Source organism: Pseudomonas sp. WS 5010, from assembly GCF_012985565.1.
Lineage (GTDB): Bacteria > Pseudomonadota > Gammaproteobacteria > Pseudomonadales > Pseudomonadaceae > Aquipseudomonas.
Map to the genome: position 1 here is coordinate 91,803 of NZ_JAAQWQ010000003.1, position 14,800 is coordinate 106,602.

Consider the following 14,800-nt stretch of genomic DNA (forward strand, 5'->3'; position numbering starts at 1 on the left):
AGGGGCGCTTGGGCACGCCGGGGTTTTTCAGTCATACAGCCAAGGCTTCAGCTCCTAAGCAGCTCAATGAAATGGTCAGGAAGATGCTGGATGAGCATCAGGACGTGGCCCAACCCGGCGACTTCGAGCTCGATGACATCGTACTGCTGCGTGAAGCTAATGGTTTTGCCCAGCAATGGGTTGGCAGCATGACGCGGGAAATCCTGGCAGAAGAGCGCGTCCTGCAAAACAAATGGGGCGACCTGCTGAACTAGCCGATGCGCGCCGTGCCGGTTTCCACCAGACGTGCAAACTGGCACTGACCCTGGGCCTGTTCCAGGCTGCCCTCAAACGCCACCAGCCCTGCATGCACTTGCTGCAGGGCTTGGATCTGCGTCATCAACTCGAGTTTCTTTTGTGCTATCGCCTGGTTGGCGCGCTGCCAAGGCAGTTCATTGCCACGGTACCCGTGAAGAATCCCCTGCAACTCCTTGAGCTTGAAGCCCAACTGCTGCGCGCACTTGATAAACGTCAGCAGCTCAACGCTCTGCGCCGAATACACCCGATACCGCCCCTCGCGTTGCGGCTGCGGTAGCAAGCCGATGTCCTCGTAGTGACGAATCGCCTTGATCGTCGTGCCTGACAACTGCGCGGCTTTACCGATGTACATGCAGGTCCTTTCCTAAAAGAGTGTGCGGGCCTTCTTCAGCCACTTGTCGCGCTGCGCTGCAGTAGAGCCCAGCAGTGGGCCGAACATCAACGTCTTGATCGGCTTGATGCCACAAAACTCAAGGGTGGTCTTGCGCATTTGGTGCAGGCCGGGCATGCGGTAGAACCAGCGGTAATACCACGGTGGCGTATCCATGGTCACCAGCAGGTGGGCGGTGCGGCCCTTCAAGAGCTTGTCGGGGAACGCCTTGCCCTTGCGGTATTTGAAGGCGAAGCCGGCAAGGAAGATCCGATCGATAAACCCCTTCAACAACGCCGGAACACCGCCCCACCAGATGGGGAACACGAACGTCAGATGAGTAGCCCAGAGGATGTCGGATTGGGCGCCGAGCAAGTCGGGCTCCAGGGGTTGGGCCTGGTGATAGGCATGGTGCAGGATCGGGTCGAACGTCAGCTCGCCCAGGCGCAGGAGACGTACCTCATGCCCGGCGTTTCTGGCCGATTGCAGGTAGGTCTCGGCGAGGGCCGAGCAGAAGCTGGTGCTGGAGGAGTGGCCGAGGATGACCAGGATGCGCTGAACCACGGGAAAGCCCTTGGGGAAATGATCTTCAGCGTAGGGTCTGCCGTATAGGGGAGAGTCAAGGGCCCTACAAAAAAGCCTGCCGTGTAAGGCAGGCTTGGCGCTGTTGCTCACATCAGTCCGGGAGGCTGGAAAGTGGCGACAGAATATCGCTCCACACCTTGTCCCGCAGATGGGGCAGTTGGCTCTTCTCCAACTCGGTCAGCCCGTAGCCATCCGGGTTCTCCAGCACATCGAAGAATTTGACGATGCGGCAGTTGAAACGCGTGTCATCCAATCTTTCGTTAACGATGTAGATAGGCAGTGCCTTGACGTTGAACAGGCGAGTAACACCCAGGAATTTCCCGATGCTGAATTTGAGGGTGTAGGCCAGTTTTGAGTTACGGCTTTCGGGGTGATAACTGACGAAGTCGCCGAACGCGTAGATCACCAGCGCATCCTGCTTGCCAGGGCGCGGGATAAGTTCTGCGGGCTGGCTGACATGCGCATGGTTGCCAAGGATCGTGTCTACACCGCAGGCAATCACCTTGCGTGCGGCTTCCACGATATTGAGGTGGGGGTACATCTCGAACTCCCAGCCCCAGTGGCAGTAGGCGATGATCCAGTCCGCCCCCTTGGCTTTGGCGCGGGCGACCTGTTTTTCGATCAGTGAGTAGTCGGGCGCCGGGTTTACATCGTTGAAGCGCACCACGTTGGCCAGGTACGCCTTGTCAGGCGATGGGTCGCGGCCATTGAGGTCAAAGGTGTAGGCCAGCAAGGCAACCTTGATGCCGTTTTTTTCCACCACCACCACGTCATCCTGCTCGGCCTGGCTGGCGGCAGTGCCGGCATAGTAGGCGCCGGATTTTTTCAGTACATCGAGGGTGGCGAGTACGCCTTGTTCATCCCAGTCCATGGCGTGGTTGGTCGCGGTACTGAAGAAGTTGATTTTCGCCTCGTCACGGAACTTGCGGAACATCGCCTCGGATGTATTCATCTGGGCCGGTTGCCCTTTGGCCTGATGGCGTCCCGGTTTTCTGTGGCAGTCAACGGTCGATTCCAGGTTGGCGCTGACGATGTCTGCGCTGCTGTAGAAATCCGTGATGTCGTCGAACAGGTGCGGGGTGTTTTCCGGGGTCAGGACATCGACCGCCAGCAGGTCTCCGGCACATGAAACCGAGACCGAACGCAAAGGCGGGTTGCCGAAGCCTGGGTCTATCGGCGATTGATTCAGGTTGAAGAAGTTGAACGCCTGGGACTCAAACAGCTCCTCCAGCCCGGAGCCTTTCTCGGCCACTTCAAGTTGATTGAACCAGTAGCGGTAAAGCCATTTGAGTTTTTGGAAAGGCTTGCCCGAGATGTCGTACACCCCGGTTTCTGGCTGTGGGTAGTGGAATTGCTCATAAAAGATGTAGCTGGCCAGAAGTACCGCGAGTCGGGTCAGGGCGCGCAGGTCAATGTGCTTGAGAGCCGGCGGGATGATCCCGAACGGCGGGCCTTCGATGATTTCATCGAGGGTGATGCCGGCGCTCAACTTGGCAGGATCGGCCAGCACGGGCTGGATCGCGGCAAACACCTTTTGCGGGCCCTCCTGCGCCACCCAGCCGAACAGCAGTCGGGCGCACTCCTGCTCATCGGGGCTGAGCGTCTCGGTCATCTTCAGCTCGCCCGTGGCTACGCGGCTGAGTGTGGTGACGACCTCATCCTGATGCTGGTCGAGACGGGTCTGGACCTTTTGCATGACCTCTTTTAACGCTTGCACCAAATATGCACTCATCATGAACATCCTCTGTGGTTTGAGTGGGTACCCCACCGATAGTGGGCATTTTTGTCATTCAAGGCGCGTGGCAAGACCGCGCAGGGTCAGCGCAGTCACTTCTCGGGCTTGTTCCAGGACCCGGCGCTTCCAGAGTTCGGTGTCGATGTAGAAGGCATCGCGCAACTGGCGCTTGATCTGCACCCGTCGGGCTTGTGCCGTATCCGGATGGGCGTGCAGCCAGTGATCGGCACGTAGCGCTTCAAGTACCCGTGGCCCTGGCTGGGTGCCGTATTCCAGGGTCAAGCCGTTGTATTGCGCGTGCGGGCATTCCTCCATCACGGCCAGATCCAGGGTGCCATTGAGCATGGCCGACGAGGAGGTTCCGTCTGCGCTGGCCGTGACCTGTGCGCCCCACCAGCTTCGTGCCCGCGCAATATCGTTGGGGTGGTTGAGCCCTTTATAGATCCGCTCACCCACGCCACACGGGCCTAGCCCGGTGTGCACATCGATCCAGCCGATGCGCCGGCAGTGGTTGCCCAGGCGACGGATAATCTGGCGTAGTTGCAGGTTGCTCCAGGCGGGGGCCGCGCCTGCGTAAAACAGGCCTTCAGGGTGGCTGTGTTGGCCCCGGGTAATGGCTGACTGCAGGGCTTTGGTGCCATGTCGCAGCGCATATCCGGCCAGGCCCAACGTGCTGAGCAGGGTGGGTGGCTGCCGGCGGGGAAGCAGCAGCGGGGCGAGGGCGCGGTAGTCTGGGTTGTCGGGCAGCGGTTGGTTGAAGTCAATGAAGTTACGATTGAGGTCGATATTGTCTTCGTTGACCCGGCGCAGCCAGGAGAAGCCGTAGGGGTTGATCGCATGCAGGTACAGCACCGCCAGGTCCTGGCGCTGGCAGTGCTCCCCCCACTCGCGGTTGCGCAGGTGATCAACCTGTACGGCCGAGCCGCAGAAGCCTTCCACACCATGTACGCCGCTGCTCAGGACCAGCAGGTTGGTGGCCTTTGGTGAGCCGGCAAATACCACATCCAGGGCCAGTTCCTCGCCATCGATACCCGGTAGTGGGTGAGGATGAGATTGAGCCTCCAGACCCGCATTGGCACAGGCCTGGAGGAATTTTTGCCGAGCTTCGGCGTAGCTTTGTGAAAAGCAGGATAAGTCCATCGGGTGTTCCCTATTGGCAGTCGTGCTGGGCGCCGCGCGCAGCGCTCAAGGTGGTGGGCAATCACTGCGCGGTTTAGGCCGGGCTGGTGGCCTCAAAAGCTGCGCTGGGAGTGCTGGCAAGGAGCTCACGACGACTGCGCTCCGGGTCGATCAGTACCAGGCCCAGCAGGCTGAACACCAGCAGGGCAATGCCGAACAGGCCGATCGCCAGCTCGAAGCCGGTCACCAGGTCGCCGTTCTGCCAGCCAATGGCCTGGCCGACCAGCACTGGCGCGAGCATGCCGGCAGTGGTCAGCAGCGCAATATGGATCGCCAGCATGCTCCCGCGCTGGCGGGCCGGGGCGATGTGGGCAACGATGCTGAAACCGAAGGCCGACAGCAGGTTGAGGAGGATGCTGCCGAGCAGGAAAAACCCCAGGGTCACCGTCAGGCTGGTGCTGGTAAAACCCATCAGGATGTAGGTGACGGCGGCGACCAGGCACGCCAGCAGCGGCGGCACAACCATCGCCTTGCGCAGGCTGGCGCCGCGTTTCATCGCGCGTTGCGCCAGGCTGGAAACCAGCAAGTTGATAAAGATCACCCCCAGGGTGGTGGCCAGCACCAGGTACCCCGATTGCATCGGGGTCATGCCCAGGCCCCTTTGCAGGTAGGTGGGCAGCCAGCTGTAGAGCAAGGCATTGGGCAGGTAGCTGCAGAACGCGACCAGGGTAATGCAGACAAACGTGCGGTTGAGCAACAGGCGCTTGTAGGGCAGCGTGGGCAGCAGGTCGCCCTGGGTGTCCCGTGTATCGTCATGCTGGCCTTCACGGCCATAACGTTGCCACAGCAGCAGCCACACCAGGCCGACACCGGCCAGCAGCACATAGCCCGTGCGCCAGCCGTACTGCTCGATCAGCTTGGGCAGGGCGACCGCTCCGGCAATCGCGCCGAGCATGATTGCGACCTGGATCAGCGCTGCTGGCAGCACCCGCTCTCGGCTGGTGTACCACTTGAAGCAGGCGTGCTGGGTCACCGCCGTGCCCGGGCCGCAACCGGCACCGAGCAGGATGCGGCTGGCCAGCAGGGTGAAGAAACTGGTGGACAGGGCCGCGAGCAATTGGGCGGTCATCCATACCAGGGCCATGCCGGAGAGAATCCAGCGACTCGGCATACGGTTGGCGAGAAAACCCACCAGTACCCCAGAGATCGAATAAAGAAAAAAGAACGCGCTGCTGATAAAACCGAACTGTGCTGGCGTGAGCTTTAACTCATCAATGATCTGCGGGCCGGCGAAGGCAAAAATGGTCTTGTCCAGCACGCTGATGATCACCACTGTCATCAGCAGGGCAACGACGAGCGGGCGTCGGCTATCGGTAAATGAACTCATGGTTATGGCCTTGTTTTAAGGGGGGCTGCTAGAAGCGAATACCGACACTGGCCTCTAACAGGCTGCGATCTGCCACCAGGTTGTAATCGCCGCCACCGGTGTTCAGGTAGCTGAGATCGAAGGTGTAAGTGCTTTTGTAATCACCGTTCACACCGAGTATTTGCGCGTAGCGGCCTTCGGAAAATACCCCGTCATAGGCGTGCCCCTCGATGTCATAGACGAGTGTCAGCGAAGGCGTCAGGTCCAGCCCGGGCAACACATTCCTGTAGTTGATTTCCCCTTTGATACGGGTACCCCAGGCAAACGGCGTGATAAATCCGTCATCCGCACATCTGGCCGCCGGGCCTGTGCACTTCGCCGCTTTGCCGTAGGGCGCGCTGCCAAAACCGGGGCGTCCGTAACGGATCTGGTCGGTGTCGGGCAGGTCATGTACATATTTCAACCCGGCTTCTGCCGATAGCTTCATCGCACCGCCCAGCACTTGGCCAAAAGGGTGGCTGGCGCCGAGATTCAATTGGCTGACGTGGAAGCGGTCGTAGCCGCTTGCCAGGTAGCCCGTCGGGGTTTTGGACAGGTAGCCCATCGGCCCGCTGCCGGCGAGCAGCCCGGCAATAAAGTCAGCGCCGTTCCAGGCGATCGGTTGATTGGGGCGGTAACTGTATTCGGCATAAATCCCGGTGCCACCCGGTAGCCGTGTCTTGAAGTTGAGGGCGTACAGGCGAATGCGGGTTGGGTAGGCGCGTTGATAATAGGCCGCCACTCCAGTGGGTGTTGCCTGCCCCACGTTCGCGGCCGGTGGTGTCAGTACGCCGGGGCCGGTACGCATGACTTGTGTCAGCGCTTCCCGGCTGCTGTAGTCGGCGAAATACAAGCCGAACAACCCGACGTCCTTCCATAAATACTGCAGGCTGGCGCCGTATTGATTATTGCCTGGGCGATGGTCCGGGCCGCGGGCCACGTGATCCAAGGGGTTGTTGAGGGCCTGGCCGTCGGTGGTCGAGATCGGTCGGCCTGCTATCGCGCTCATCACGCTGCCGTTAAGGATAAATTGGTTGCAGCCGGGTTGGGCGTAGTCGCTGGTCGACAGAAATGTGCCACAGCCAGAGTAGGCACTGGGGCGCAATTCAAACTGATTGAACGCATCCACCGACAGGTTCTCGGTCAGGGCCAGCTTGGCGTACAGGGTCGGCATCGGCACGGTGCGGGCTTCGGCAATCGAGGTGGCGCGGCGTGCGGCGGCCCAGTCAAACGCGTTCACTGCCTGCAAGCCACCGCTGATGGTGGTGGGCGTGACCCAAGGGATCGCCTGGTCGCCCAGGCGCACCAGCAGATCATGCCCGGCGGGCTGGAAATTGCCGTAGACATAGGCGTCGTTGAACACCGCATTGGAGAAGCGCGCCAGGGAATCGAACCCCGAATCACTGAGTGGTTCTCCCGAGCGATAGCCGTTGGGGACGCTGCCATGCCCGACGTCCTGGTGTTTCTGGGTGTAGTCGTACCAACCCTTTGCGCTGACGAAAACCCCGAGGTTACGGTGGCTGAGGTCCGCTTGCAGGTAGGCTTCGGCCGACGTGGAAACCGCATCGCCGCGCTTGTAGTTGAGGTTGCCGTCGTTGAACAGGTTCATACCGTATTCGGCACTGGTCAGGCGGTGGCTCGGGTCGTCCATGCGTCGCACTGTGCCCAGGGCCAAGGCGCCTTTTACCTGCAGACGGGTGTCTTCATGTTGCCATTGCATGCCATTCCCCAGCCCTGACTTGAGGTCACTGAACACCAGTTCTCCTGCGGTGACTGGAGTGCCGATGCCAGCACTGAGCAAGGCCGTGGCCAACCCTGCCATCACAGGCTTGCCGGTGTTTCTTATTGTTGTTTTCACTGACTGATACCCTTGTTTTTTTCTTTGCGCAGCTCAGGTGTTTTTCAGTCTATCGTCGAAGCGGTCTCGGTAATAAGGCGAGTACCGACAGCGATAAAGCCAATATCGCCAGTAAAAATCCCGGGCAATTGACTGTTAAAAGCCAGGTGAAAAGGCGGTTCGACCCTGTTTTTAAAGGAGCATCACGCAGGCCGGGCGAGCGGTCGGGAGACAGCGTGAAAAGGCAGGGCTAATATCGCCAACAATAAATCTAATATCGCCAGGTAAGCCCATGAATGTCCGCGTCGATTTATTGCATGGCCCGCACAGTCTCACTGGCACGCTGTTTAGCGTGATCGACATGCTGCGCACCTTTAACAGCCTCTGGCAGTTGCGCAACCCGGATAAGCGCGGCGCGTTTTTTCACTGGCGCCTGATCGATGCGGCGGGCAATGAGCTGCCGCTTCCCGACTGGCTGGCGCAAATGCGCCCGCCCAACGCCGGCCGCAAAACCCTGCGGCCCTCGCAGACAGCCCTGTTTGTTCCCGGCGTGCAGATGAAAAGCGTGCCGGACCTGAACCATGTTCTCGATCAATGCACCGCCGAGCTGAACTGCATCGCGCGTTACCACGCCCAAGGGCGCGTGATTGCTGCCAGCTTCAATGGCGCGGTGATGCTCGCGCGTGCAGGTGTCCTGGATGGCCGGCGCGCGACGGTCACCTGGATGATTGCCAATTGGTTCGCGTGCGCCTTTACGAAGGTGCAATTGGCGATGGAAGGCCCGGTGGTGGTCGACGGCCCGGTGTTCACCGCTGGAGCCCCGGCGGCGGTCTGCGATTTGATGGTGGAGTTGATCCGGCACTTCGCCGGCGAAGAAATGGCCCAGGTCGCGACCAATGGCCTGCTTTATCACCCGATGCGCTTTGAACACTCAAGCCTGAATTTCCCCGGCATCTCGGTAAAAACCCGCGACAGTGTGGTGTTCCGCGCCAAGCAGTGGCTGCAACAGCATATTCAGACGCCCTACAGCCTGGACGAGGTCGCCCAGGCCGCGACCGCCAGCCCGCGGACCTTGCTGCGTCACTTCAAAGAGGTGGAGGGCATGACCCCCCTGGATTACCTGCATCGCCTGCGGGTTGAGCGCGCCAAGCAGTTACTGGAAGTGACCCTGATCGACCTGACGGAAGTCATGGAGTACTGCGGTTATCAAGATGCCAGTGCATTTCGGCGCCTGTTTTTGCGCAGTACGGGGCTGACGCCTTCGGAGTATCGGCGGCGCTACACCATGCGCATCTCCAGTCGGCGCTGGCGGGCGGATGAAGCAGGGGAGGATTTGATCGAGGGGTTGGGGCTGGAGCGCCTGTGATGTTCGGCCTCAACTGCCCCGATGGGTCTGCCGATACTCGCCCGGTGGCACACCGGTGCGGCTCTTGAAGGTGCGGTGGAACGAGCGCGGTTCGGTGAAGCCCAGGTATTGGGCGATGTCCTGGATCGGCAGGTCGCTGTGCAGCAGGTAGTGCTCGGCCAGTTCCTGGCGCAGGTCGTCGAGGATCTGCTGGTAGGACGTGCCGGCCTGCTGCAACTGGCGTTGCAGGGTGCGCACCGACATGGCGAACTGCTCGGCCACCTGTTCCTTGCGCGGCAGGCCTTCCTTGAGCAACTGGCGCAGGGCGTTTTTCACCCGCAGCGCCAGGGTTGAATCGTCCAGTGAGGCCATCAGGGCCAGGGCATGTTCTTCCAGGGTGCGCAGCAATTGCGCATCGGCCTGGCGCAGGGGCGTTTGCAGGTAGCTCAAGGGCGCCACCAGGGCCGAGCAGGGCTGTTCGAACAACACCGGGCAGCCGAAGAAGTCCTCGTACTGGCTTAGTTGTGCGCCGTCCGGCAGCGGATGTTCGAGCAACACCTGGCTTGGCGACAGCTCGGTGTCGGCGATCCAGCGGGCATACACCAGCCAGGATGCCAGGACGTTTTCCACCATGTGCCGGCGGATCTGCGGCTGCTGGTGGCGGCAGTTCCAGATCAGTCGCACCTGGTCATGGACCATTTCCGCGCGGCTGGTGCCCATGTCGCCCACCAGTTTTTCGAACGGCATGATGCGGTTCATCGCCTCGCCCAGGGTCGCGCAGTTCATGGTGATGTAGCCGAGCACGCTCCACGAGTTGGGCAACACGAAGCGCGCCGAATTGAGCCCGAACAGCAAGTCCCCGGAATGTTCGCAGAAGTACCCCAGCAGGCGCTCGTGGGCTTCCACGGGCAGGCGCAGGCTGTTGTCGTCCAGTTGGCCGACAGTGATCCCGGCCGCCTCCAGTGCGGGGGCGGTTGCCACGCCGAGCTGTTCGGCATGGCGCAGGTACTTCAGCAGAGGGGGGACGGAGGTAGAGCCGAGTGTCTGCATGATCGGGTTCCTTGCGGGGTGTTGCCGGCGGCAGTGCCTTGCGCGCGTCGATGGCAGGCAAGGTAATTTGAAATCGTGACTAAAGTAAATGCTCCCGTGGATACATCCGGTAATACAGCGATTGACCCAATTGGCTACTCCATCTGTCCCGATGCGACCGTGACAGCGCGCACCGGCTGTTTAGTATGGGGACACTGAAAATCATAAGATCTGCTGGGAGAAACAGGCATGCGACGCTGGAACGGCTGGGGCGAAGAAACTACGCAGATGGAGATGCCCGCCCATGGGGCAGCGTTTCTGCGCGAGCGATTGGGCGACGGGCACACCCTGCCGGACGCCAGCCTGGACCGCGCCCTGGCCGCGGTGCCCGCGTCGCGCCTGGCGCCCCATCCGCTTTACAGTATCGAGCCCCGGGATCGTCTGATGCATGCCCGCGGCCAGAGCCTGCCGGACTGGCTGGCCCTGCGTGAAGGTGCGCTGGGCCGGTACCCGGACGCCGTGGCCCTGCCGGAAACTGTCGAGCAGATCCGCCAGCTGCTGGCCCTGGCCGACAGTGCCGACCTGTGCCTGATTCCCTACGGCGGCGGCACCTCGGTGGCCGGGCATATCAACCCGCCGGCATCCACGCGCCCGGTGCTGACGGTGTCCCTGGCCCACATGAACCGCCTGCTCGACCTCGACGAACAAAGCCTGATCGCTACCTTTGGCCCCGGTGCCAGTGGGCCCCAGGTGGAGAGCCAGCTGCGTGCGAAAGGCTACACCCTGGGGCACTTCCCGCAGTCCTGGGAGCTGTCGACCCTGGGCGGCTGGGTGGCCAGCCGCTCGAGTGGCCAGCAATCGCTGCGCTATGGGCGGATCGAGCAACTGTTTGCCGGCGGCACCCTGGAGACTTTCGCCGGGCCCCTGGAAATCCCGAGCTTCCCGGCCTCGGCCGCGGGCCCCGACCTGCGGGAAGTGGTGCTGGGCAGTGAAGGGCGGTTCGGCATCATCTCCAAGGTCAAGGTCCGGGTCAGCGCGTTGCCCGAGGACGAGCGCTTCTACGGCGTATTCCTGCCAGACTGGCCCAAGGCCCTGCAGGCGATCCGCCAACTGGTGCAGGCCCGGGTGCCGCTGTCGATGCTGCGCCTGTCCAATGCCATGGAAACCCAGACCCAACTGGCGCTGGCCGGCCATCCCAATCAAATCGCCTGGCTGGAACGCTACCTGGCACTGCGCGGGGCTGGCGAGGGCAAATGCCTGCTGACTTTCGGCGTCACCGGCAATCGTCGGCAGAATGCCTTGTCGTTGCGCCAGGCGCGCCAGCACCTCAAGGCTTTTGGCGGGGTGTTTACCGGCACCCTGCTGGGCAAAAAGTGGCAACAGAACCGCTTTCGCTTCCCCTACCTGCGGGAGAACCTCTGGCATGCCGGCTACGTGGTAGACACCCTGGAGACCGCGACCGACTGGTGCCATGTCGACGCCCTGCTGCACGCGATCGAGGCCAGCCTGCGCGACTGCCTGGCGGCCGAGGGCGAGCGCGTCCATGTGTTCACCCACCTGTCCCATGTCTATGGCGAAGGTTCGAGCATCTACACCAGCTATGTGTTCCGCCCGGCGGCGGACTACCCGGCCACCCTGGAGCGCTGGAAAGCCCTCAAGCAGGTGGCCAGCCGCACCATCGTCGAAAACCACGGCACCATCAGCCATCAGCATGGTGTGGGCAAGGACCACGCGCCTTACCTGCCGAGGGAGAAGGGCGAATTGGCGATGGCGGCGTTGCACAGCCTGAGCCGGCATTTCGATCCGGCCGGGCGTATGAACCCCGGCACCCTGCTGGAAGACTAGGCCCATGAGCGATGACTGGAATGCCCAATGGCGCGAGGCCGTGTTGCCGCAACTGGCGCGTGAACCCTGGGACTTGATTGTGATTGGCGGCGGCATCAGCGGCGCCGGGATCCTGCGCGAGGCGGCCCGGCGCGGCTGGCGCTGCCTGCTGCTGGAGCAACGGGATTTTGCCTGGGGCACCTCCAGCCGTTCTTCAAAAATGGTCCATGGCGGCCTGCGCTACATCGCCAAGGGCCAGTGGCGCCTGGCGCGCGATTCGGTACGCGAGCGCCAGCGCCTGATGGGCGAAGCACCGGGGTTGGTGGAACCCCTGAGTTTTTTGATGCCGCACTATCGTGGCGGGTTTCCCGGGCCGCGGGTGTTCGGCGGCTTGCTGCGGGTGTATGACGCCCTGGCCGGTTGCCGCAGCCGGCAGTTCCACCGGCCTGCACAACTGCGCTACTTGGCGCCGGGGCTGATGGAGCCGGGGCTGCTGGGGGCGTCGCAGTTTCGCGATGCGCTGACCGACGATGCCCGCCTGGTCATGCGCGTGTTGGCCGAGGCCCGCGCCGATGGCGCCTGGGCGCTCAATGGCCTGCGGGTGCGCCAGTTGCTGCGCGAGGACGGGCGGGTGTGTGGGGTCGAGGTCGAAGACGCGCAAGGCGGCGCCGTTATGCGAGTGCGTTGCGCGGTGCTGGCGGTCGCCACCGGCGCCTGGGCTGAACGCTTGCAACCGGGCGGCGGGCAGCGGCAGTTGCGGCCCTTGCGTGGCAGTCATTTGTTGTTGCCTGGCTGGCGCTTGCCGGTGGCCCATGCCTTCAGTTTTATGCATCGGCGCGACGGTCGCCCGGTGTTCGTGTTTCCCTGGGAAGGGGCCACCGTGGTGGGCACCACCGACCTGGATCATCGCGAGGACCTGGACCTCGAGGCGAGCATTACCCGTGAAGAACTCGACTACCTGTTGGAGGCTTGCGCCCAGCCATTTCCCCAGGCCGAGGTGACGGCGGCGGACGTGCTGTGCACCTGGTCCGGGGTGCGCCCGGTGGTGGGCGCCGCCGATTCCCAGGCCAAACCCTCCAATGAAACCCGCGAACATGTGCTGTGGCAGGAACCGGGCTGCGTGACCCTGGCGGGGGGCAAGCTGACCACCTTCAGGCCCCAGGCCATCGAGGTGCTGCGGGCCTGTGCCGGGATGCTCGGGAAGCCCCTGGAGGATGACGGCGCGCCAGTGTTCCAGGCTGTGTCGCGGCAGGCGATCCCCGGGCTGAGCGATGCCGGCAGGCGGCGCCTGGCCGGGCGCCATGGCCGCGACCTGCCCCGCCTGGCCAGCCTGATACATAGTCTGGGCAGCGAGTGTGTCGGCGCCAGCGATACCCTGTGGGCAGAGCTGGCCTTTGCCGCCGAGGCCGAGATGGTCCTGCACCTGGACGACCTGTTGTTGCGGCGCACCCGTCTCGGCCTGCTCCTGCCCGGCGGCGCCGCCCACTACCTGCCAGACATCCGTCGGCTATGTCAGCCGCGCCTGGGCTGGGACGACGCGCGCTGGGAACAGGAACAGCAGCGCTACCTGCAACTCTGGCAACGCCATCACAGCGTCCCGTCCGCCTCGATCTGAAGAGCGCGTCATGAATAAAGAGAGCTTCGTGGATAACAATTCCCCCGACAAACACTATGTACTGGCGATCGACAACGGCACCCAGAGTGTCCGCGCGCTGTTGTTCGACCTGCAGGGCAACCTGCTGGGCAAAGGCAAGGTCGAGTTGCAGGCCTACTACTCCACGCAGCCTGGCTGGGCCGAGCAGGATCCGGATTACTACTGGCGCAAACTGGGCGAAGCCTGCCAGCAATTGTGGGCGCAGACCGGCATCGACCGCAGCCTGATCCGTGGCGTGTCCCTGACCACCCAGCGCGGCACCTTGATCAATGTCGATGCCCAGGGCCAGGCCTTGCGCCCGGCCATCCTTTGGCTCGACCAGCGCCAGTGCGAGCCGGAGGGCGGGATCAAGGGGCCCTGGGGCTGGCTGTTCAAGTTGATCGGCGCCGAGGCCACGGTGGACTATTTTCGCGCCCAGGCCGAGGCCAACTGGATCGCCCAGCATCAGCCGGATATCTGGGCCGCCACGGACAAGTTCCTGCTGCTCTCGGGCTTTCTCAGCCATCGCCTGACCGGGCGTTTTGTCGACTCGGTGGGGTGCTGCGTGGGCTACTTGCCCTTCGACTTCAAGCACCTGCGCTGGGCCGCGCCCCGGGACTGGAAATGGCAGGCCCTGGCGGTGCGTGCGCAGCAACTGCCGCGTTTGTACAAGCCGGGAGAGGAGTTGGGCCGCATCACCGCCGAGGCCAGCCGCCACACCGGGATCCCCGAGGGCCTGCCACTGATCGCTGCCGGCTCCGACAAGGCCTGCGAGGTGCTCGGCTCCGGCGTGGTGGAGGCGACGACTGCGTGCCTGTCCTACGGCACCACGGCGACCATCACCACCACGCGCTCGCGCTACCTGGAGATAGTCCCGCTGATCCCGCCGTATCCGGCGGCAATCCCCGATCACTACAACTGCGAGGTGATGATCTATCGCGGCTACTGGATGGTCAGTTGGTTCAAGAACGAGTTCGGCCTGCGGGAAATGCAGCAGGCCCGGGAGCAGGGCCTGGAGCCGGAGCAGTTGTTCGATGCGCTGGTCAACGCGGTGCCGCCCGGCTCCATGGGCCTGACCCTGCAACCCTACTGGTCGCCGGGCATCCGCGAGCCGGGTGTAGAGGCCAAGGGGGCGATGATCGGCTTTGGCGACGTGCACACCCGGGCCCATATCTACCGGGCGATCCTCGAGGGCCTGGCCTATGCCCTGCGCCAGGGCAAGGAGCGTATCGAGCGCCGTTCGAAACTGTCGATCAAGCGCTTGCGCGTGGCCGGGGGCGGTTCCCAGAGCGATGCGGCGATGCAACTGACCGCCGATATCTTCGGCCTGCCCGCCGAGCGCCCGCATGTCTACGAGGCCTCTGGACTGGGGGCGGCGATTGCCTGTGCGGTGGGGCTTGGGTTGTACGCGGACTTCGATACCGCCATCGCGGCCATGACCCGCACTGCCGAGGTGTTCATGCCCCAGCCCGAGGCGCAACAGATGTACGACCGCTTGTACCGTGAGGTCTACCTGCACATGTATCGCCAGCTCAAGCCGCTGTACCAGAGTATTCGCGAGATTACCGGCTACCCGGCGTAGACCCAAGCTGTATGGCGCTATTGGAGAGTCTTTTTGGCA

Annotated in this window: 11 protein-coding genes and 1 pseudogene; 5 read left to right on the forward strand and 7 right to left on the reverse strand. The window is 62.8% G+C overall.

The features are described from left to right. The first annotated feature begins 71 nt into the window (after positions 1–71). Positions 72–254, forward strand: coding sequence for a hypothetical protein (locus HBO11_RS09320; RefSeq protein ID WP_170058879.1), 183 nt, complete (start codon positions 72–74; stop codon positions 252–254). Here HBO11_RS09320 and HBO11_RS09325 read toward each other — a convergent pair. The 6 genes and pseudogenes from HBO11_RS09325 to HBO11_RS09350 form a co-directional block, all read right to left on the reverse strand. Then, a complete protein-coding gene (locus HBO11_RS09325) occupies positions 251–649 on the reverse strand; it encodes a MerR family transcriptional regulator (RefSeq protein ID WP_169951303.1) in 399 nt (132 codons plus the stop codon). The two genes, HBO11_RS09320 and HBO11_RS09325, sit on opposite strands and share 4 nt — an antisense overlap. After that, positions 636–1,231: pseudogene (locus HBO11_RS09330) on the reverse strand (NAD(P)H-dependent oxidoreductase). The gene HBO11_RS09325 and the pseudogene HBO11_RS09330 overlap by 14 nt, the downstream one beginning before the upstream one ends. A 112-nt stretch (positions 1,232–1,343) precedes the next feature. Next, entirely contained in the window at positions 1,344–2,984 is a 1,641-nt protein-coding gene (locus HBO11_RS09335) for a CapA family protein (RefSeq protein WP_169951299.1), read from the reverse strand. Positions 2,985–3,038: 54 nt separating this feature from the next. After that, positions 3,039–4,127: a M14 family metallopeptidase gene (locus tag HBO11_RS09340; protein ID WP_169951296.1), complete on the reverse strand. Its 1,089-nt coding sequence runs from the start codon at positions 4,125–4,127 to the stop codon at positions 3,039–3,041. Between the two features lie 73 nt (positions 4,128–4,200). After that, on the reverse strand, positions 4,201–5,493 hold the full coding sequence (locus tag HBO11_RS09345) for an MFS transporter (RefSeq protein ID WP_169951294.1): 1,293 nt from the start codon (positions 5,491–5,493) through the stop codon (positions 4,201–4,203). Positions 5,494–5,521: 28 nt separating this feature from the next. Next, a complete protein-coding gene (locus HBO11_RS09350; RefSeq protein ID WP_346266874.1) occupies positions 5,522–7,369 on the reverse strand; it encodes a DUF1302 domain-containing protein in 1,848 nt (615 codons plus the stop codon). Between the two features lie 271 nt (positions 7,370–7,640). Here HBO11_RS09350 and HBO11_RS09355 point away from each other — a divergent pair, with 271 nt between their 5' ends. Further along, positions 7,641–8,714, forward strand: a complete 1,074-nt coding sequence (locus HBO11_RS09355; RefSeq protein ID WP_169951292.1) for a helix-turn-helix domain-containing protein — start codon at positions 7,641–7,643, stop codon at positions 8,712–8,714. A gap of 9 nt (positions 8,715–8,723) precedes the next feature. On the opposite strand, the gene HBO11_RS09360 is transcribed toward HBO11_RS09355, so the two are convergent. Then, a complete protein-coding gene (locus tag HBO11_RS09360; RefSeq protein ID WP_169951290.1) occupies positions 8,724–9,743 on the reverse strand; it encodes an AraC family transcriptional regulator in 1,020 nt (339 codons plus the stop codon). Between the two features lie 228 nt (positions 9,744–9,971). On the opposite strand from HBO11_RS09360, the gene HBO11_RS09365 reads away from it, so the two are divergent. The 3 genes from HBO11_RS09365 to HBO11_RS09375 are packed head-to-tail and all read left to right on the forward strand — an operon-like array spanning position 9,972 to position 14,761. Next, complete coding sequence (locus HBO11_RS09365) at positions 9,972–11,567, forward strand: FAD-binding oxidoreductase (protein WP_169951288.1); 1,596 nt, start codon at positions 9,972–9,974, stop codon at positions 11,565–11,567. Between the two features lie 4 nt (positions 11,568–11,571). Further along, positions 11,572–13,161 carry a glycerol-3-phosphate dehydrogenase/oxidase gene (locus HBO11_RS09370; RefSeq protein ID WP_169951287.1) on the forward strand — a complete coding sequence of 530 codons (1,590 nt, stop codon included), beginning with the start codon at positions 11,572–11,574 and terminating at the stop codon, positions 13,159–13,161. Positions 13,162–13,171: 10 nt separating this feature from the next. Beyond that, positions 13,172–14,761: an FGGY-family carbohydrate kinase gene (locus HBO11_RS09375; RefSeq protein ID WP_169951285.1), complete on the forward strand. Its 1,590-nt coding sequence runs from the start codon at positions 13,172–13,174 to the stop codon at positions 14,759–14,761. Positions 14,762–14,800: the final 39 nt, after the last annotated feature.

Bases quoted from the DNA above. Each gene is read 5' to 3' on its own strand.
- HBO11_RS09320 (WP_170058879.1), top strand. From the start codon at position 72: ATGGTCAGGAAGATGCTGGATGAGCATCAGGACGTGGCCCAACCCGGC.
- HBO11_RS09345 (WP_169951294.1), bottom strand. From the start codon at position 5,493: ATGAGTTCATTTACCGATAGCCGACGCCCGCTCGTCGTTGCCCTGCTG.
- HBO11_RS09340 (WP_169951296.1), bottom strand. From the start codon at position 4,127: ATGGACTTATCCTGCTTTTCACAAAGCTACGCCGAAGCTCGGCAAAAA.
- HBO11_RS09375 (WP_169951285.1), top strand. From the start codon at position 13,172: ATGAATAAAGAGAGCTTCGTGGATAACAATTCCCCCGACAAACACTAT.
- HBO11_RS09365 (WP_169951288.1), top strand. From the start codon at position 9,972: ATGCGACGCTGGAACGGCTGGGGCGAAGAAACTACGCAGATGGAGATG.
- HBO11_RS09355 (WP_169951292.1), top strand. From the start codon at position 7,641: ATGAATGTCCGCGTCGATTTATTGCATGGCCCGCACAGTCTCACTGGC.
- HBO11_RS09370 (WP_169951287.1), top strand. From the start codon at position 11,572: ATGAGCGATGACTGGAATGCCCAATGGCGCGAGGCCGTGTTGCCGCAA.
- HBO11_RS09360 (WP_169951290.1), bottom strand. From the start codon at position 9,743: ATGCAGACACTCGGCTCTACCTCCGTCCCCCCTCTGCTGAAGTACCTG.
- HBO11_RS09335 (WP_169951299.1), bottom strand. From the start codon at position 2,984: ATGAGTGCATATTTGGTGCAAGCGTTAAAAGAGGTCATGCAAAAGGTC.
- HBO11_RS09325 (WP_169951303.1), bottom strand. From the start codon at position 649: ATGTACATCGGTAAAGCCGCGCAGTTGTCAGGCACGACGATCAAGGCG.